The sequence below is a fragment of the Myxococcus sp. AS-1-15 genome (assembly GCF_020037055.1).
Taxonomy (GTDB): Bacteria; Myxococcota; Myxococcia; order Myxococcales; family Myxococcaceae; genus Myxococcus; species Myxococcus fulvus.
Map to the genome: position 1 here is coordinate 83,699 of NZ_JAIQDF010000016.1, position 19,000 is coordinate 102,698.

A 19,000-nucleotide genomic window follows, 5' to 3' on the forward strand; every position below is an offset into this window, starting at 1 on the left:
CATGGGGATGGGGATGATGTTCGCGGTGCTGCGCCGATGGATGGGTTCTCTCGGATTCAAGGGACGCGAGAGCCCACGCAACGAAGTGCTCGACGCCCAGGAGCTGTCCCGGTGGTACGCGGGGCTGGCGCTCGAGGAGCGTCTGGCCATCAGCCGGGAGCTGGGCCCGCGCGTGCGCGCGAGCCGTCCCGCGCGGGATGAGGCCGCGCTCCCGGCGGTCGCCGTGGGGCGTCTGGTGTTCGAGCAGGAGGGGCCCGGCGGTCCCAAGGCCCTGCACCACATCAAGGTGGAGCTGTGGGATCGGGACTTCGGCTCGCCGGATGACTTCCTGGGCGAGGGCTTCACGGACCCGGAGGGGTATTTCCGTGTGCGTTATGACCCGGCCGACGCGGGCGAAGGGGACCTGCCGGACCTGGAGGTGCGTTTCTTCGAGCCCCAGCACAGCTTCCGTCCGGATGGGCAGGTGGTGGAGACGTGGCGGCGCATCGGCTCGGAGAAAGGGCCGGATGACCATGGTGGGCTCCACCACGACTTCGGCACGCTGAAGCTGCCGTACTGGGAATACGACACCTCCACGCCGCTGGCGCGGCTGCTCGTCACGGAGGAGGGCACGCCGCCCACGGCGTACGCGCCGGGCCGCGCGCTGGCGATGCTCAAGGCGGTGGCGCCCATCGAGCTCGTCAAGCGACGCCACCTGCTCCAGGGGAAGCTGGGACAGGCGCCGGGGCTGGACAAAATCCAGGCGGACTACCCGGAGGCGATGACGGTGCGGATGGAGCGCGAGTCACCGGGCTCCACGCGCACGGATGCGTTCTTCGGTGAGCGATTGCTCAACGGCATGTTCTCCACGCTCATGGATGGAGACCCGGAGGCGCCGGGGGACAGGGCGGCCTTCCGGCTGTACTTCCCATGGAACGCGTACGAGCAGGATGGCGAGCACTGCCTCCCCGACGTGGACGTGCGTCTGCGATTGGAGGAGGGGCGGCTTCTGCCCACGCGCATCATCCTGGGCATGCGTGAGCCGGGCGTGAAGCAGGCGGGCGCGCCGGTGACGCGGCGGAGCTACACGCCCGCGGATGGCCCGGGCTGGGAGGCCGCGAAGCGGATGGCGCGGGTGAGCGCGACGCTGGAGACGGAGCTGGGCAACCACCTGGGCCAGTGCCACTTCAACGTGGAGCAGTACGCCATCGCCGCGCATCGCAACCTGCGGCGCAGCCCGCTGCGCTGGCTCTTGATGCCGCACCTGCGGGAGGTGGTGCTCATCAACCACTCCGCCAATGGCTTCCTCGTGGGACCCCGGGGTTACATCACCCGCGCCAGCGCGCTCACCGAGCGGAGCGTGGAGACGCGGCTCCTGCACCTGATGGGCAGCTATGACTGGAAGGGCTTCGCGCCCGCGCCGCCCATCTGCGAGTCACACCGCTACGCCCGCGCGGCGAACCTGTTCTGGCGCTTGCTGGGCGAGCACGTGAGCGCCTTCTTCGCGGAGCATGCCCAGGCGCTCGCGGCCGAGTGGCTCGAGGTGCGGCGCTTCTCGGACGACCTGGTGGCGCACTCGGCCCCCGCCTTCGTGTGCCGCTACCTGCGCGCGACGGTGCCGGGCAAGAGCGCGCCGTGGTTCGTACGCTCCGAGCGCATGGACCTGGACGCGAAGGTCACGGAGCCCGTGGCGAAGGCCGTCAGCCCGGTGACGCTCACGGACACGCCCCAGTCCGGCGAGCTGGAGGCGCTCCAGCAACTGTGCCGCTACGTCATCTTCTTCGCGACCTTCCGCCACGCGTGGGCCAACAACCTCCAGTGGGACGACGCGGGCGAGGTGCTCTACGCGTGCCTGGGCCTGCGCTGGGGCAGGGACGGCGCGCTGTCGACGGAGGCGGACCACGACGTGGCGCCGCCTCCCGAGGAGGCCACGGAGATGCTGTGGATTTCGTGGATGCTGTCCAAGACGAGCTACGGCTACCTGCTGTCGAACGAGGAGGCGGACGTGCATCCGCGCTTCGTGGAGCTGTTGCGCGCGCACGCCGCCGACTTCGCCGCGCTGGGCCTGGACATCCGCACCGTCAGCTCCCGCATCAACATCTGAGCGGGCGCCGACGGGGCGGGTGGCCAGTCCGGCTCACTCGTCGGGGGTGAGCCACTCCATGGTCTCGTCGGACGCGAACTGGACGTAGCCATAGATGGTCATGCGGGCGCCGAACCTCCCGAGCATCACTCCGAATCGGGAGAGGCGACCCATGGCATCGGCGACCCCGTCGGCGAGGGTCCCAGCCCCACCGGCGAGGTTCGACGCCGTGCTGAGGGGACTGGAATCCTCGGTGATGATCTGCGTCCCGACGCCGACCCCCACGCTGGAGAGCCCGAAGCCGAGCGCCAGGAGCCCTCCTCCGGAGCCCACGCTGGCGAGGCCCAGGCCCAGGCCCAGCCAGCGCGTTCCGTGCGCGAATTTGCGATTGAACCGTCGGCGCTCCCGGGCCCGCTCCTTCTGCCGGATGGCGCGCTCCTCCCTCGCTTTCTCCTCCCTGGCGCTGAGCTGATGGGCCGCGCCCTGGAGCTCGAGCACGCGCTCGTCGAACCGCTCGACGTCGAGCGTGAGCCCCCGCATGGATTGCTCCAGCCGCGCCTGTGCGATGGATTGGTCATACACGCTCCGGGTCAGGTCATATGCCCGCCGGGCCAGCGCCAGCGCCGCGGAGGCCTTCCGCTGGCGCTTGGACGACGACGTGTCGCGCTGGACCTGCACCGGCCCCGCCGCCGCCTCTCCGGAGGGCACGGGGACCGAATCGACGCTCGGGCTCGACCCGGCGTACTCGTGCTCGGGGTTGCCCGGCGTGAGCGAGGACGGGCCGTTGCCGCCACCCCCGCCGCCCGAGCCGGGCCCGCCGTCGCCGCCGTGCTCGGGGATGAGGGGGTCGCTGCTCCCGGTGCCCGCGCCGCACCCCCAGGGGATGGAGAAAGGGACGGCAATCCCAGCGCCTCCGGAGACGCCCGGTCCGCTCCAGTCACCGCCGCCCTTCTCGCACAGGCCCGTGGGGTCGGTCACGCTCACCGGGTTGTTCCAGGCGTAGCTGTAGCGGTTGAGGTCCGCGAGCATGAAGGGCGCCTGGACGATGGGGTCGGGGCTGATGAAGCGCCCCACCGACGCGTCGTACATCCGCCCTCGCATGAACGTGAAGCCGCCGTCGTCGCGGCCCTCATGGCCCGTGAAGCCCTGGGTGACCAGGGAGGCGGTGCTGAACAGCGTGGACTGCGTCCAGTCGAGCGGGTCCCTGGGCTGGCCCCAGGCGGTGTAGCTGCGCCGCTCCACCACCGCGCCCGTGTGGTCCGTCACGACCGCTGTCGACCCCAGCTCGTCAGGCAGAAGGAAGTGCTGGGTCGAGGTGACGACGCCGCCCTGGCCGTTGTAGGTGCGCGTCAGCTCCGCGATGGTCTCGGCGCCGACCTTGACCAGGTGCGTGTGCCGCGCCGGCGTCAGCGGCGTGTTCACGTTCCGCTCGCGCCGGTACCACCCGCCGAGAGTGAGTGTCTCCAGCCCGCTCTGGGCGTCGAAGCGGCGCACCCGCTCGCCATCCGCGTCGTAGCCGAACTTCAGCTCGTAGGTGGGCAGGCTGAAGATGGACGTGACGCGGCCGTGGGGGTCATGCGTCAGGGCCGTGTTGATGCCATTGACCGAACGGGCAATCAGCGCGCCGTTGTCGTTGTACCAGAACGCGGTGGTCCCGGCGGTCTGCAGGCGCTCGTCCTGATAGGTGTAGGTGCCGACGTCCGGGCGGTCCAGCAGGTTGCCGAAGGCGTCATAGACGAAGGTCGCGTCCTGGGTGACGGCGCCCTTCTTGGCCTGGGTGCCGAGGAGCTGGTGCTTCGCGTCGTACCGGAAGGACTCGCTCTGGTTGTTGATGGCGTCCAGCCGCTTGCGCAGGTCCAGGGCCTTCGTCCACTCCAGCCGCAGGTCCTGCACCGTGGTGGCGGCGCCCTGGGGTTGGAGGACGGAGCGGATCGACTCGAGCCTCCCCGTGTGCGTATCGAACGTGCGCGTGGTGACGATGCCGTTGCCGAAGAGCGCCTCATGGACGCCGCCGTAGGGGTCCGCCCGGAGCTGCTCCCACAGGGGGAAGCCCACGCTGGCGTTGTCGAAGCCCGTGAGGCGCAGCAGGTTGCCGAAGTCGTCGTACTGCATTCCCACCGTGAGGCCCGTCGGGTATCTCAGGCTCTGGGGCCTGCCGAACGCGTCGTAGAACGTCTGCATCCGGAAGACCTCGCCGTTGAGGGTCCAATCCGTGGCGCTCGGCCTGCCGAACACGTCGTACATGTGGGTCTTCGCGTGTCCGTCGCGGGAGACGGACTGGTGCAGGAAGCCCGGGCGGCTCACGTCGTAGGCCCACGTCGTGCTCCCGCCCCCCGAGTCCACGATGGCGATGGGGCGACCCAGAGCGTCGTACTCGTACTGCAGCGTCTGGCCCTGCGCGTCGATGGAGCTGCGCAGCTGTCCGAGCGGGTCGTAGTCGAAGGTCTGCAACCCCGTCTGCTTCTCGTTCATCGCCAGCCGCCGGTTGTAGAGGTCCAGCACGAACTGGGTCGGGGCGCGCAGGGGCGTCGGTGTGCAGGGCTCCAGCCGGTTCAGGCCCTCGAAGTGGCCGTAGCGGTAGCACATCTGCGTCGCCGTGCCCGGGGCGTCTGGCCTGTGGCCATCCGCCGAGCGCACGACGTTGCCGCGCGTGTCGGACAACAGCCACGTCTGGTTGCCGTCGGGGTCGACCTGCGTCGTCTTCAGGCCCTCGTGAATCCAGCGCGTCGTGATGACGCCCTCGATGTCGCCGGGCGTGGAGCGCTCGATGAGGCGGTTGCGGACGTCATACGTCAGGTGGGTCCACAAGGTGGACTCGCCCGTCTTCACCGGCTGGGAGACGCGCACCAGGCGGCCGCGGTCGTCGTACTGGGCATAGTTGAAGACCTCGTATCCGCCCTTGAAGCCCTTGCTGACGGACTGGACCGGACGGCCCAGCGTGTCGAACGTGGTCTCCGAAATGCCCAGGCCGGGGGCCTCGACGATGACCCTGGGGGGCATGAAGGGCAGGGGCTCATAGGTGATGGACGTGCCCGGCGTCATCGCCGTGTTCTGGCTCCAGACCTGGCTGAACGTCGGACGTCCGAAGCCGTCGAAGTCGCTGATGGACTTCACGCCATCGGGTGAGGTGGAGGAGAGGACCAGCCCCATGCCCGGCTCCCAGCGGCGCGTGGCGGTGTGCCCCAGCCCGTTCGTGAAGGAGATGGGGAAGACGCCGTCCGGGCCATATTGGAGGGTGAGGTTGCGGTCATTGCCCTCGGCGTCCGACACCTGGAGGGCCGTCTCGTTGCCGAACGTGTCGTACCCATGGCGCGTGGTGTAGCGGTACTCGGCCTGGGTGGGCTCCACCGTGACGACGTCGGGCTCGCCCGTGGCGGTGTACGTGGTCTGGACCGTGCGCGTCCTGGCCTCTGGCAGGGCGCCGGGGAGCCGATGGGTGACCTTCTCCTCGAGCACGAGGCCCAGCTGCCAGACGCCGAGCCGGTGGTCGTACTTCAAGTCGGTCTCGTAGCGCGCCCCGGAGCTCACGTCCTCCGAGTAGAAGCGCGTCGGGAAGCCCAGCTCGTCATAGTCGTGATGGATGTTAGGGTCCTGGGCGTCGGGGAACGTGGAGTAGCCCCGCCGGGTGTGCTTCAGCGGGAGGATGCCTTGCAGGGCATCCGCGTGGGCCATGTCCGCGAACTGCGCGGGCGTCAGCGCCGTCCACTCCAGCCCGCCATACGTCCAGAGCCAGGAGTTGAACTGCTCGAAGGCCCGCACCTCCGTGGAGCGCGTCAGGGAGGAGAAGAAGTAGGACGAGCACATGCCCTGGTTGACCAGGTAGCCGCAGGGGCCGAACCATTCGGGGCCGACCTGCCAGTCCGGGTCCCCATGGAAGTCCGCTCGGGGGACGAACGTGTAGCGGTTCTCGGTGAGGACCGCGAGCGCGCCGTCCTGGCTGTCTTTCAGTTTGCGCAGGGAGAGGGATTGGAGCAGCTTGCCGGCATGGGGCGCGACGCGGCCGTTGTGGTTGATGTTCGCGCTGCGCGTCGAATACGTCTCGAGGCGCAGGTCCAGGAAGTCCAGGGGCGGCGCGTCCGGGCCCGTGGCCGCGTCGTTCTTGATGTTGCGGTGCTCGAAGCCCAGGAACTGGTGTCCCTGGAGCAGCTGCTGCGCGTTCTTGTAGAAGTAATCGGTCTTGCGCGAGCCGACCGTCGGAGAGATGCCCGTGGGGGAGAGCAGGCTCGAGACCAGGGGACGGGTGTCGAAGACCCGTCGGCTGTCCACGGCATCCTCCAGTCCGGGGAACGCGACGAAGGCCTCGCGGTAGACGTCCCGGTCGGACATGGGCTTGTAGAGCGCCATCCAGCTCGCGCCGTTGCCGTTGGTGAGGCGCTGCATCAGGTCGGGCACGTCGCCCTGGCGGACGTGGAAGTCGAGCAGCCAGGGGTCGTTGAGCGGGTCGCCGTCGTTGTCGGGGTTGCGGGTGCGCACCAGCACGTCGAGCAGGCCGTCGGCGTTGTAGTCACCGAGCGACAGGCCGCGCTCGTCCATCGACCAGGGCAAGGGCGGCAGCGTCGTCATGCTCCACTCGAGCGTGCCTCCGCCCTGGCGTGGATACTTGATGACCATGGGCTGGGCGTTGCTGTCCGTCGGGACGCCGTTGCGAATCAAGAGCTCGTCGCTGCCGTCGCGGTCCCAGTCGACGAGGTGCGCGGACAGGAACTGCGCATGGAACGAGGTGGCGCCGAGCGTCTGCATCCAGTCATGGCTGCGCACGAAGAAGCCGCCGATGTTGAGCCACACCTCGATGCGCCCCGCCCACGCCGCGCCCACGTCCGGCAGCAGCGTGTCGCTCCCCGGCGTCACGAAGGGGCTCAGCCCGTTGGACTCGAGCGTGGCCTCGGACTCGAAGCGGACCACGTCCGGGAACCCGTCGCCGTTGACGTCACCGACCTTGTCGGCGCCGAAGCCATTGCCCCGGCACAGCGCGCCGTACTGGTCCAGGCAGGCGCGGTTGCCGCCGTTGCCCGCGTGCAGGCGCTGGTAGTAGTCGAACGGCAGGCCCGTGTTGCGCGTGTAGAAGTCCGACTCCTGGGCGTGCCCGCCGAGGCCCGTGTGGAAGATGAGGGCCTGGTAGGTCCTGCCTCGCAACTGCGCCGGGCTGAACCAGGAGCCGTTCTCCCACAGGGGAGGCCAGTCGCCCGGCGGGGAGACCTGGTGGGCGCCGCTGCGGTCATAGCCGCGGATGGTCAGCAGGTTGTCCGTGCCGTCGCCGTCGAAATCCATGACGTGGATCTTGTCCAGGGCGGAGCAGGGGTGCTCCGTCAGCGTCAGCGGCGTGAAGGTGTAGGGATTGAGGTAGCTCCTGTTCTCCAGATAGACCCAGTGGCCCTGATACAGGCTCGAACCCTCCAGGTCCGGGGGCAGCGTCTTGGAGCCGTTCTGGGGGTCGAAGAACCCATGGCGGTCCTCGTTCTCTGCGCACACCATCAGGTCGGAGAGCCCGTCGCCGTTGAAGTCGCCCGGGGCGACCAGCAGAGCGGAGTTGGGGTAGGGGATGTACGCGCCCGCGGTGGCGAAGCCCTGGGGCAGTCCCGGGGTCTGCTTAAGGACCTGGAGCCCCTGGCCGAAGCCCCACTTCAAGGGGAGGTCCGCGTGCTCACCCATGGGCACCAGGACGTCCGTGCGGTCGTCGCCGTCCAGCTCGAAGGTCGTGCTGGAGAGGGCATCTCCGGGCAGCAGGAAGGTGCGGCAGTTCTTGGTGTAATCACAGACCTCGACCGGGGTCTGCGGAATCGGCTGCGGGGCCCTCACGGGGATGCCGGTGTCGACGATGCTCGACTCCTGGGGCGACGGACGGATGGCCCAGAAGCTCCAGTTCTGGGCCTGGTTGCCGCCCTCCCACCAGGGGGCGACCAGGATGTCCGTGGTCCCGTCCTGGTTGCCGTCGAGCTCGAGCAACTGGAAGACGGCCTCGTGGTCCTGCTCGGGGATGCCGTGAACGGGGAAGAGCTTCTGGTCGAAGGCGAAGTCGCCCGCCTTGTCGTCCAGGAGGATGTTCCCGGAGAAGCCCCCGGCCTGCCAGGTGAACTCGGTGGCGCGCTTGCACACCGCGGCGCCGCTCTCCTGGACGCACTCCTGGAGGCTCTGGAGCAGGGAGCGCTTCGTCGTCGACGTGTTGTTGGCGTAGGTGAAGACATACTGTCTCACCAGGCGCTGGCCCTCGGTCGCGATGGCGGAGGGGGCGAAGGTCGAGATGCCCTTGAGCCGGAAGGAGTGACGGTAGCGGGTCATCGAGAAGAAGCCGTTGAAGACCTCGTGCTCCGGCAGGCGCTCGTACTGGAAGGTGACGCGGCGGGTGTTGTTGACGTACCGGATCTCAGTCAACCGGTGGTCCAGGCGCGAGTGCGTGCCCAGCGGGTCGGTGAAGTTGTCGGTGAAGGCATAGTGGTACGTCATCACGTTGCCGTGCGGGTCCCGGACCCGGGTCAGCTTCCATTCGTACGGCAGCTTGATGGGCGCCCCCGTGAGGTCCAGGTCGAAGCTGTAGACGCGGCTCGGGTCGTCCGTGCCGTAGAAGTGGCTGCTGCCGTCCGGCAGCTGCAGCTCGAAGCCGGGCAGCCCGTCGGATGAGGCCTTCGCGAGGACGCGGCTGCCGTCGTCGTTGTACTTGCGGTAGACGCGGCCCACCTTCAGGCTGTTCTTCAAGCCGATGAGCCGCATGCCATCCAGGCAGAGCCAGTCCGCCGGGAACTGGGGTGGGCTCTCGTTCGCCTCGTTCCGGAAGGTGATGGGGTGGAGCGTGGCGTCGTCGCTCATGATGCGGCCACAGCGCTTGATGCTCGAGGTGGCGGCGAGTGAGAACCCCACGCCGAGCTCTCCGTTCTCGGTGTGGCTGCTGTAGTTGACGCTGAGGGAGGGGGACAGGGCCCCGATGCCAGGAGGGACCTGGAGGGGGATGGAGGTCACGGCCTGGCCCGTCGCCGTCACGGCCAGGGCTCCGCCGGTGTTGCCCGTGGGGGCTGTCTGACTCAGGTGCCCATCCGGGCCGTTGGCGCTGGCCGCTCCGACGGCCAGGAGCACGGGTAAGAGGAACAAGGGGTGTCTCATCGAGAAGTCTCCATGCCCCCGGGGGGTGGGGGTGTGGAGATGACGCGCAAGGGGGGCGAACTCCCTCACCCGCCCGCGTCGCTTCGCTCGGCTGTCATCCAGGTGGTGTAGGGTCCTGGGCGCGGGGGGCGACGGACCTGCCTCGATGGACTCAGTGAGTGGGAGACGCCATGTCTGGAGATGCGCCGAACAAGCAAGCCACCGAGTCCCTCGTGGACCGGATGAAGCGACTGGACTCCGTCCTTCCTCCCGAGGGGCAGCCGTACCATGTCCTGGAGGCGCAGAACGAGGCGGGGGCGCGCGCCGGGCTGTGGATGGCCGGCCCCAAGGGAGGCATCCCCGTGTTCCAGAGCCGGGAGACGGCGACCGACGCGCTCCGGTTCGTCCCCTCGCCGCAGGCGCTCGGGCACGACGCGGCCGCGGTGCGCTGGGCGGTGCACACCCTCTCGGACGATGAGTTCCGCACCCTGTTCCTCAACCCGGGCCTGACGCTCTTCGTGGTCCACGCGATGAACGACGCCGGCATCGAAGCCCAGCCCCTGTGAGCTAGGGCGTCAGGGCCCCCGCCTCCAGGGGCGGCAGGGTGAGGACCTGGATGGGCGGGAAGGCGCGGCGCTGCGTGCGCTCCGCGAGCGACAGGGCCCACAGCGGGAAGGTGCGCAGATAGGTGTCGTAGTGGATGCCGCCGGTGCGGTTGTAGACGCCCGCCAGCGGCTCCCGGGGCCAGCGGCCATCGGCGCCCTGCCGCGCGCGCAGCCACGCCACGCCCCGGCGGGTGGCCCTCGAGTCGGCCTCACCGCAGGCGAAGAGCGCCAGGAGCGCCCACGACGTCGTCACCGCGTGTCCGGTGGGGCCGTCCACCCAGCGCCGCTCACTGCAGCCCTGGAGGGTCTCGCTCCAGGAGCCGTCCTCGCGCTGGTGCTCCTCCAGGAAGCGCACGGCCCGGCGCAGCGCCGGGTCTGCTGGCGGAGCCCCCGCGGCCACGAGCGCCGTCACGCCGAACCAGGTGCCGTAGCTGAAGCACACGCCCCATGCCCCCTCCCAGCTGCCGTCCTCGCGCTGGGTGCGCCGCAGGTACGCCAGGCCCCGGGTGATGGCCTGCTCCACGGGCGCCTCCGGCTGGACCTTCTTCCAGGCGACCAGTGCCTGGACACACGAGGACGTGCACTCGACGTGGCTGACGTCCACCATGGTGTTGGCGAACACGTCCGAGGCGTTGATGCGCTCGAGCCAGCGCGGCGCCCGCGTCGGCTCATAGGTGGCCCAGCCTCCGTCGCGGTTCTGCAGCGAGAGGAGGAGCTCCACGGCCTGGGCCAGTCGCTCGCGCGGCACGCGGTTGAGGCCCAGCGGCTCCAGCAGCAAGCACGCCTTCACGGCTTCGGCGGTGCAGTCGCTGATGGGCCAGCCGTGCTCGCGCGTGCTGAAGGGCCAACCGCCGCGGCTCGGGTGGCGGTAGAAGCGCTCGTGGTGAGGCGAGTCCTCGCGCACCTGCTGTGACTCCACGAAGCGGCTCGCGCGCGCGAGCGTCTCGCGGGCGTGGTCCGCGCCCGAGGCCACCAGCGCCTGGATGGCGAACGCGGTGTCCCAGAGCTGGGAGGAGTTGTAGCCGTTGAGCGTCACGCCCTCGGGGGTGCGCTGCAGATAGTCCGGCAGGCGCTCCAGATGGGCGCGCACCTCCGGACCGTCGGGCCGGGCCAGATGCCAGACCACGGTGTCGAGCACCTTGTTGATGGGGGCGATGCAGATGAAGTGCGTGGCCACGTCCTCGCCGCGAATCTGCTCGAGCGACTCCTCCAGCGCGCGGGCCCTCAGGCGCTTGGAGTGCAGCCGCTCATAGAGCCCGAGCACGCGGCTCGCGGCGCGCAGCCAGGGACTGCGCGGGGTGTACGCGTCGGTGTCGGCCACCCGCTGGCGCGCCGCCTTCCAGTCCACGGACTCGTAGGGCACCGGGTACAGCTCGCGCTTGAGCTCGGCCAGCAGGGGCGTCTGCCGCACGCGCGCCTTGCGTCCATAGAGCCAGCCCATGGGCAGGTACACCATGCGGCAGTGGCACCACATCCTGGAGGGATGGAACGGCAGCGCCTTGGGCAGCAGCCACAGCTCCGGTGGGGTGGGGGTGAGCCCCTCGTATTCGTAGAGGCCCAGCAGCGCGAGGATGGCCTTGCCCCAGGAGCCGCTGCCCAGCGGTCCGCCGCGAGGCAGGAGCCAGGCCCGCGCGCGCACGAGGTCCGGGTCGTCGGCTTCGACGCCGAGCAGTCGCTGCGCCACGTAGGTGAGCACCGTCGTGAAGACCCGGCTCGGGGATTCCGGCGAGAGCCCCCAGCCACCGTCCTCGTTCTGGTGGGCTCGGAAGTAGGAGAGCAGCCCGTCTGCCAGCGGCGCGTCGGGCGCCCGCTCCATCGCGTAAAGGCCGATGATGTACAGCGGGCTCAGGAACAGCGGGCCGCTGTAGTCACCCTTCCAGGAGCCATCCGCCTCCTGGGTCCGCATCAGCACCTCGCGCGCCTGTCGCGTCATCTCGCCGCCTCCACCTCCGAGGGCACGCGCGAGCACTCCGCGAAGAGCGCCCGCAGCGCCGAGTCCGAGGCCACCCGCTCCTGCGTGAGCAGCATGAGCCGCAGCACCACCTCCCGGCTGAGCTTCAAGGGCGTGGTGTCGAACACCGCGGGGTTGCCATCCACGAGGTTGAGCGTCGTCACCGCGAAGAACAGGGGATAGAGGCAGAACAGCCGGAGGCCCGGCTCGCTCTGCGGGAGCGCCAGCGTGTACTCGAGCGCCTCGTCCAACGCCCTGCGCGCTATCACCACCAGCTCCGAGTGCAGCGCCATCGCCTGGGCGCGCAGCTCGGGGCGGGCCAGCGTCGCGGGCTCCAGGCCGTGCAGCGCCATCCGGTCCAGCGGCAGCCAGCAGCGCCCCTGGTCCAGGTCCTCGCGCACGTCCTTCAGGATGTTGGTGAGCTGCAGCGCCTCGCCGAACATGATGGCCCTGGAGCGCAGCTGCGCCCGCGCACGCTCGTCGAGGGTGGGGGCGTGCGCGATGAAGAGCTCCGTCAGCATCTCGCCCACCACGCCTGCCACGTAGTAGCAGTAGGCGAGCGTCGTCTGGAGGTCGGGCAACCCCAGCACCGACTCGCCGCCGCCGTGCCTGCGCTGAACCTGGCTCATCCCGTGGGTCATGATGCGCACGCAGCGGCGCAGGGGGGCCTGGGCCCAGGGAGGGAGCGAGGCCAGGGTCTTCAGCACGGAGAAGGTCCCCGCGATGAGCTCCACCTCCGCTTCGGGCGCGTCGGGCAGGAACTCGTCTCCCGCCAGGCGGGCGAAGGCCTGGGCGCGAGCCTCCCAGCCCGGCGCCAGGCGCACCAGGTCCGCCAGCGCGGCGAACAGCTCCTCCTGCCGGGGCCGTTGGATTTCATCCTCCACCGTGTCCGCGATGCGGGTGAGCAGGTAGGCCACCGTGACGACGAGGTCCAGGGGAGGAGGTAGCAAGGGGATGTTCAGCGCGAACGTCCGGGAGACCCGGGGCAGCACCGCTCGGCAGAACGACTCTTCATGGGCGACCATGGTTGCTCCTCTGCGTCGGGCCGGGGCCATGCGCAGTTGTTGCGTCATGGGAGGCCCTTGGGACTTCGATGTGGTGGTGGTGGGCGGCGGCCCCGCGGGGTGCGCGGCGGCGGCGGCGCTCGCCGAACTGGGGCGGTCCGTCCTGCTGGTGGACGCGGGCGTGGACCGGCACCGACAACTGTCGGGGGAGCTCTTGCACCCCACCGCCGTGAGCGCGCTGCGGGAGCTGGGCTTCGGTGACGTCGTCGAAGGCTGGACGTCGCGCCCCGTGCGAGGCTTCGCCGTCTTCTTCGCCGCGCCCGCCCGCACCGTCGTCCTGCCCTATGCGCGGGGCGCCACGGGCATGTCGCTCGAGCACGCCGAGCTCACCGAGCCGCTGCTGCGGGCCGTGGCCCGGCGGCCGGGCGTCACCGTCCAGGCCCGCTCCCGCGTGACGTCGGTGGAGCACAACGACGCGCGCGGTGTCCGGCTGCGCTTCCTCCACGAAGGCGTCGAGCACGCGGTGGGCGCCCGGATGCTGGTGGCCGCGGACGGGCGCGCGTCGCCCGTGCGGCGGATGCTGGGCATCTCCGAGCGCTTCACGCGCATCTCCACCATGCTGGGGCTCACCGTGGACAGCGCCTGCCTGCCGCGTCCCGACCATGGACATCAGTTCGTCGGAGGGCCGCTGTACGCGCTGGCCTATGCCATCCAGCCGGACGTGGCGCGGGTGATGGTGGACCTCCCCCTGGGCAGCACCGCCCAGACCCTGCGGGAGCGCCCGGAATGGCTGGCCACGTTGCCATCCGCGCTGAGCGCGGAGGTCCGACGGGCGCTGGACGCGAGCGCGACACCCCGCATGGCCTCCAACGACGACCGGTTGTCGCGGACGGTGTGGAAGGGGAGCGCCGTGCTCGTGGGCGACGCCGCGTCCTGCTGCCACCCGCTCACCGGGAGCGGCATGGCCTCGTGCTTCGATGACGCGCGAGCGCTCCAGCGGGCGCTGCGCCACCACCCCGAGGACATCCCCCGGGCCCTGGAGCGCTATGCCTGCGAGCGGCGGCCCGCGCAGCGCACCCGCGTCCAGCTCGCCGCGTCGCTCTACGACGCCTGCGCGGGGCAGGACGCGGGCATGCGGGCCCTGCGGCGAGGGCTCCTGCGCTACTGGGAGCACAGCCCGCGAGGTGCCCGCGTCTCCATGTCCCTGCTCTCGTCCGAGGAGTCGCGCATGCGGGTGCTCGCGCGCGAATACCTCTGCGTCGTCGGCCACGCGCTGGTGACGTTGCGGCCGGGGCGGCGGCGGGACGTCCGTGCCCGCGCGGCCGTGCCGCTGCTTCGCTCCGCCGGGCCACCGCTGCGGGGCGCCGTGGCGAGTACGCTGGAGCAGGTGGGAAGTTGGTGGCATCGCCGCGTCCGCCGTTCCGCCTAGGGGCTCGTCCGCGCGGGCAGCGCGCCACCCAGGGCCGCTCGCGCGTCCAGCCGGTAGCTCCGGCCGCGCCAGTCCACGTCGCGTGACACCCTCGCGGACAGCGCCACGCCCGCGCCCAGCAGCGGCAGCACCGCCGGCACCCAGTAGTGTCGGGGGGAGACGCGCGGCCCATGGCAGGCCCGCTGCAGCCGCAGCTGGCTCCACACGGAGAAGCCGATGGGCAGCGCCGCCGCGGCCGCGTGTCCCCAGGCCCGACGACTGACGGCCGCCGCCAGGCCCCCCCACGAAAGCCAACCCATCACCCCGCGCACCCAGTTGGGGCGCGCGAAGCTCCAGGGGAGCCCCGCCTCCGAGAAGAGCACCCAGCGCCGGAAGATGCGCAGGAAGGCCTTCAGCTCCAGGTTCCCCGTGACGATGCGCAGGGGCGCGTGGATGACGCGGTTCTTCCACCCCGCCTCGTGGAGCCTGCGCCCCAGGTACATGTCATCCACGAACTGGCCGGCGGCCGAGCCCACGCCGCCGATGTCCTGGAGCGCCTCCCGACGGAACACCATCAGCTGGCCCATGATGAAGGGCAGGGCGCCGTCGGGCTCCGCCGCGCGCGCCACGGACGCGCCGTACCAGGCATTCACCAGCAGCCCGTAGCCCACGTCCCCCGCGAGGGGTGCCCTGGCCGCCGCGTACACGGGCGCGAACGTGGCGCCCGTCCGCGCGTCCTCCAGCAGCGCGCCCACCAGCGCCGTGAGCACGCCCGGCTCGGGCCGCGTGTCGGAGTCGCTGAAGGCCAAGAGCGTGCCCCGGGCGCGTGACACGCCCAGCTGCATGGCGTTGAGCTTCCCCGTCATCCCCGGCGGCGGCTCTCCCGCCACGAGCAGCTCCACCCGCTTCGCGCGCGTCGGATGACGACCCAGCTCGTCCTGGGTGATGGCGAAGGCGGGGTCCTCGGCGCTGTCGAAGACGAGGAGCACCTCCCACTCGCCCGGGTAGTCCAGGGCGAGCAACGCGCGGACGTTCTCGCGCGCCTCCACATCCAGTCCCCGGATGGGACGGATGAGCGTCACCGACGGTGGCTCGAAGGGGGCGGTGGGGGGCGCGCGGCGCCGTCGCACGCCCGCCATCAGTCCCCGGTGTCCGTGGGCCAGCACGCCCAGCGCCGCCGCTCCCGCCGCCACCCACGCGATGTCCCGTGCGCTCATCGCCTCTCCCCCCGTCCCCTCGCTCCGGGCGCCCACCAGTTCCAGTCCCCCATCAGCCGCATCATCGCGGGGACGATGAGCACCCGGACCAGCGTGGCATCCAGCGCCACGGCGATGGCCATGCCCAACCCCATCGCCTTCACCACCACCACCGAGGCCAGCGCGAACGCCGCGAAGACGGCCACCATGATGGCCGCCGCGCTGGTGATGAGCCCACCGGTGCGCTCCAGGCCCTCGGCCACCGCGTGGGTGTTGTCACCCGTGCGCAGCCACTCCTCGCGGATGCGGCTGAGCAGCAGCACCTCGTAGTCCATGGACAGCCCGAACAAGGCGCAGAACAACAGGATGGGCAGCGACGGCTCGATGGGCCCGGGCTCGAAGCGCAGGAGCCGGTGCAGGTGCCCCTCCTGGAATATCCACACCAGCGCGCCGAACGAGCCCGCCAGCGACAGCAGGTTCATCAGCAGCGCCTTGAGCGGCAGCACGACGGAGCGCAGCAGCACGAAGAGCACGATGCACGTCATCCCCATCACGAAGCCCACCGCGGCCGGCGTGTTCTCCTTGAGGAACTCCGTCGCGTCCACGTCCGTGGCCGTCTGTCCGCCCACGAGGAGCGTCCCGTCCCCCACCGTGCGCTCCTGGCGCAGCGCCCGGACCAGCTCGCGCGCCTGGTGGCTGCTGGGCGGCGCGGACGTGAGCACCTGGAGCACGGCGACGCTGCCCGCGCGGTACGCCTCGCGAGCGGCGCGCACCTCGGCGGGCAGCAGCTCCGGGGGCGCGGCGGCCATCTGCTGATAGGTGGCCTTGTCCAGGCCGGGCGACAGGTCCACCGCGCTCTCCACGCCCACCACGCCGGGCAGCGCGGCCATGCGCCGGCTCGCGTCGAAGAGGGCGGCGCTTCGCTCGGGCGTGAGCGCATCCCCGGAAGGGAACTCCACCGCCACCAGCACGCGCGTGGCGGCCTCGCGTGGGAACAGCCGCGCCAGCGTCTGCGCGCCCTGCCGGGCCTCGGTGCCAGGAGGCAGCGCGGTGATGTCCGTCGCGGCCAGCTCCAGACGTCGGAAGGGCAACCCCATGGCGAGCAGCAGCGCGAGCGTGGGCAGCAGCACCAGCCACGGATGCTTCATCACCCAGGTGGCCAGCGCGTGCCACACGCCGACGGGCCCCGTGCCGCGCCCGAAGGGCAGCCGCCCCTTGTCCACCCGGGGCCCCAGCCAGGACAAGAGCGCGGGCAGCACGGTGAGCGCGAAGAGCACCGCGAAGGCCACGACGAGCGCGCCGCCCAGGCCCATGGCGCTCAGGTACGAGCCGTGGAAGAAGAGCAGCCCCGCCAGGCCCACCGTGACGGCCAGGCCCGAGAACGCCACCGCGCGCCCGGCCGTGTCCAGCGTGCGCACCAGCGCGGCCTGCGTCGACAGCCCCTCGGCGAGCTCGCCCCGGAAGCGGCTCACGATGAAGAGCGAGTAGTCGATGGCCACGCCCAGCCCGATGAGCGACACCACGTTGAGCGTGTACTGCGCCATGTTCGTGACGCGCGAGAGCAGCAGCACCCCCGCCACGCCGCAGAGCACCGCGAGCCCGCCCACCACCAGCGGCAGCATCGCGGCCACCACCGTGCGGAACACCCACAGGAGCACCAGCAGCGCCAGCGGGAACGAGATGAGCTCCGCGCGCAGCAGGTCGTGCTCCAGCAGTTGGTTGAGCGCGGCGAGGAAGGCCACCTTGCCCGTCAGCGTCGTCTCCAGCCGCGGGTCATCCAGGGCCGCGCGCACGGTGGGGAACGCGGCCACGGCCTCGCGCTCCCCGCCCTTCAAGCGCACCAGCGCCAGCACGTCGTGCCCCGTGGCCGACACGAAGCGCGCGCCCAGCGCCTCGGGCGCGCCCACCGGGGACACCACCGACTCCACCTCCGGCAGCCGCCGCACGCGCTCGAGCACGTCCGTCATCGCCTGGGTGAAGCGCGGCTGCTTCGCCGTCCAGGTGTCGTGGTGGAAGATGACGGCCAGCGTCTGGTCCGTGGAGCCCGCCGTGGCGGGCCGGGCCAGGGCCTCGGCGCGCGCGGCCTCGATGCCGTCGATGGTGCCCGTGGTGAGGTGACCGCCTCGGCTCAGCACCCCGATGGCCGCGAGCAGGAACACGACAGCGCCCACCAGCACCGCCCGCCGGTGCCGATGCACGCCCAGGGCGAGCCGGGCGAACAGGGAGGGGGACGTCGTCTCCGCGCTCATGGGGGCGAGGGGACCTGGAGGGAGGCGAGGATTTCGCGCGCCGTCTCCACCTTGATGTTGCCGCGCTCCATCAGCAGCCGGACCACCTTCTCCACGTCCGCGCCGCGAGCGCCCGCCGTCACCGCGACGCACCGGGCGTGCATGGCCATGTGGCCCTTCTGGATGCCCACCGAGCCCAGCGCGCGCACCGCCGCCAGGTTCTGTGCCAGGCCCACCGCCGCGAACACCATGGCCAGCTCGCGCACGGTGCTCACGCCCAGCAGCTTCAGCCCCAGCTGCGCGCCGGGGTGCACCTTGATGGGGCCCCCCACCAGGCCCAGCGCCAGCGGCAGCTCGATGCGGCCCACCAGGTGCCCATCCTCCATCGTCCAGTTCGTCAGGGGCCCGTAGTGGCCCTCCCGGCATGCATAGGCGTGCGCGCCGGCTTCGATGGCGCGCCAGTCCTGCCCCGTGGCGATGGCCACCGCGTCGATGCCGTTCATCACGCCCTTGTTGTGCGTCGCGGCGCGGTAGGGGTCGGCCCGGGCGAAGCGACCCGCCTGGAGGATGCCCTCCGCGATGTCCTCGCCGGACATGCCCAGCCCCGACAGCGACGCCACGGGGAGGCGGCAGGAGGCCCGCGCCAGTCGCTGGTCGGCGAGGTTGGAGAGGATGCGCAGATACACCCGTCCCCCCGTGAGCTGCTCGACGAGCGGCGCGATGCCCTCCGCCATGGTGTTGATGAGGTTGGCGCCCATGGCCTCCTGGGTGTCCACCAGCAGGTGGACGATGAGGAGCGGCTCCGCGTGGGGGCCCTCGGGCGCGGGGAGGATGCGGACCTGCAGGTCACACGCGCCACCGCCGCGCTTCACGAGCGAGGGATGGAAGCTGTTGGCGAGCGCGAGCAGCTGCTCCCTCCCCGCGAGCAGCCGGGCACGAGCGAGCTCCGGGTCGCCGTAGCCGGTCAGCTGCACCTGGCCAATCATCATCGAGGTGTTCGCCTCGGCGAGGAACCCGCCTGCGTCGCGCACCAGCTTCGAGGCGAGGGATACCGCGGCGATGACGGACGGCTCCTCCACGACCATGGGCACCAGGTGGTCGCGCCCGTTGACGGTGAGGTTCAGCCCCAGGCCCAGGGGCAGGGCGAACACGCCGACGGCGTTCTCGATCATCTGGTTGACGACGTCGAGGTGCGGCGCGTCCAGCGCGCACAGCACGCGCAGCTCCTCGGGCGTGAGGTCTCCGCGCAGCGCCAGCTCGCGCCAGCGCTCCTCCATGCTGCGTTGGTGGAAGCCCGGCAGGCGAGAAGACCGCGTCGCCGATGGCACCTGCACCGACTCGTCGTTGACTTCCCCCATGCCCCCCCCTGTGGCTCCGGCCATCGAGCACCATGGGAACTGGTGACGACCGGAGCGGTTGGGCAGGGCACCCAGTCCTTGGGGCCGCGTGGAATCCGGCAGTGGACTTGCGTGGCG

Annotated in this window: 9 protein-coding genes; 3 read left to right on the forward strand and 6 right to left on the reverse strand. The window is 70.9% G+C overall.

Annotation, left to right across the window (positions count from 1 at the left end; all coding sequences use genetic code 11):
* The first annotated feature begins 40 nt into the window (after positions 1–40).
* The gene (locus K8625_RS34180) at positions 41–2,083 is read left to right on the forward strand and encodes a transthyretin-like family protein (RefSeq protein WP_223785042.1); all 2,043 of its coding nucleotides are present in this window, start codon (positions 41–43) and stop codon (positions 2,081–2,083) included.
* Between the two features lie 33 nt (positions 2,084–2,116).
* On the opposite strand, the gene K8625_RS34185 is transcribed toward K8625_RS34180, so the two are convergent.
* A complete protein-coding gene (locus K8625_RS34185) occupies positions 2,117–9,142 on the reverse strand; it encodes an RHS repeat-associated core domain-containing protein (protein WP_223785043.1) in 7,026 nt (2,341 codons plus the stop codon).
* Positions 9,143–9,324: 182 nt separating this feature from the next.
* Here K8625_RS34185 and K8625_RS34190 point away from each other — a divergent pair, with 182 nt between their 5' ends.
* Positions 9,325–9,699, forward strand: coding sequence for a hypothetical protein (locus K8625_RS34190; RefSeq protein WP_223785044.1), 375 nt, complete (start codon positions 9,325–9,327; stop codon positions 9,697–9,699).
* 1 nt (position 9,700) lies between these two features.
* On the opposite strand, the gene K8625_RS34195 is transcribed toward K8625_RS34190, so the two are convergent.
* Positions 9,701–11,671 (reverse strand): 2,3-oxidosqualene cyclase, encoded by a 1,971-nt coding sequence (locus tag K8625_RS34195; protein WP_223785045.1) that lies wholly within the window; start codon positions 11,669–11,671, stop codon positions 9,701–9,703.
* Positions 11,668–12,714, reverse strand: a complete 1,047-nt coding sequence (locus K8625_RS34200) for a squalene/phytoene synthase family protein (protein ID WP_223785046.1) — start codon at positions 12,712–12,714, stop codon at positions 11,668–11,670. Before K8625_RS34200 ends, K8625_RS34195 begins: the two co-directional genes overlap by 4 nt.
* Before the next feature lie 46 nt (positions 12,715–12,760).
* Between K8625_RS34200 and K8625_RS34205 the strand changes: the two genes are divergently transcribed.
* On the forward strand, positions 12,761–14,122 hold the full coding sequence (locus tag K8625_RS34205) for an NAD(P)/FAD-dependent oxidoreductase (protein ID WP_223785047.1): 1,362 nt from the start codon (positions 12,761–12,763) through the stop codon (positions 14,120–14,122).
* On the opposite strand, the gene K8625_RS34210 is transcribed toward K8625_RS34205, so the two are convergent.
* Genes K8625_RS34210 through K8625_RS34220 form a run of 3 tightly spaced genes read right to left on the reverse strand, consistent with a single transcriptional unit; the run spans position 14,119 to position 18,883 of the window.
* Positions 14,119–15,318: a glycosyltransferase family 2 protein gene (locus K8625_RS34210; protein WP_223751526.1), complete on the reverse strand. Its 1,200-nt coding sequence runs from the start codon at positions 15,316–15,318 to the stop codon at positions 14,119–14,121. The genes K8625_RS34205 and K8625_RS34210 overlap by 4 nt on opposite strands.
* Positions 15,315–17,546 (reverse strand): MMPL family transporter, encoded by a 2,232-nt coding sequence (locus tag K8625_RS34215; RefSeq protein WP_223785048.1) that lies wholly within the window; start codon positions 17,544–17,546, stop codon positions 15,315–15,317. Before K8625_RS34215 ends, K8625_RS34210 begins: the two co-directional genes overlap by 4 nt.
* On the reverse strand, positions 17,543–18,883 hold the full coding sequence (locus tag K8625_RS34220) for a hydroxymethylglutaryl-CoA reductase, degradative (RefSeq protein WP_223751528.1): 1,341 nt from the start codon (positions 18,881–18,883) through the stop codon (positions 17,543–17,545). Before K8625_RS34220 ends, K8625_RS34215 begins: the two co-directional genes overlap by 4 nt.
* Positions 18,884–19,000 lie beyond the last annotated feature (117 nt).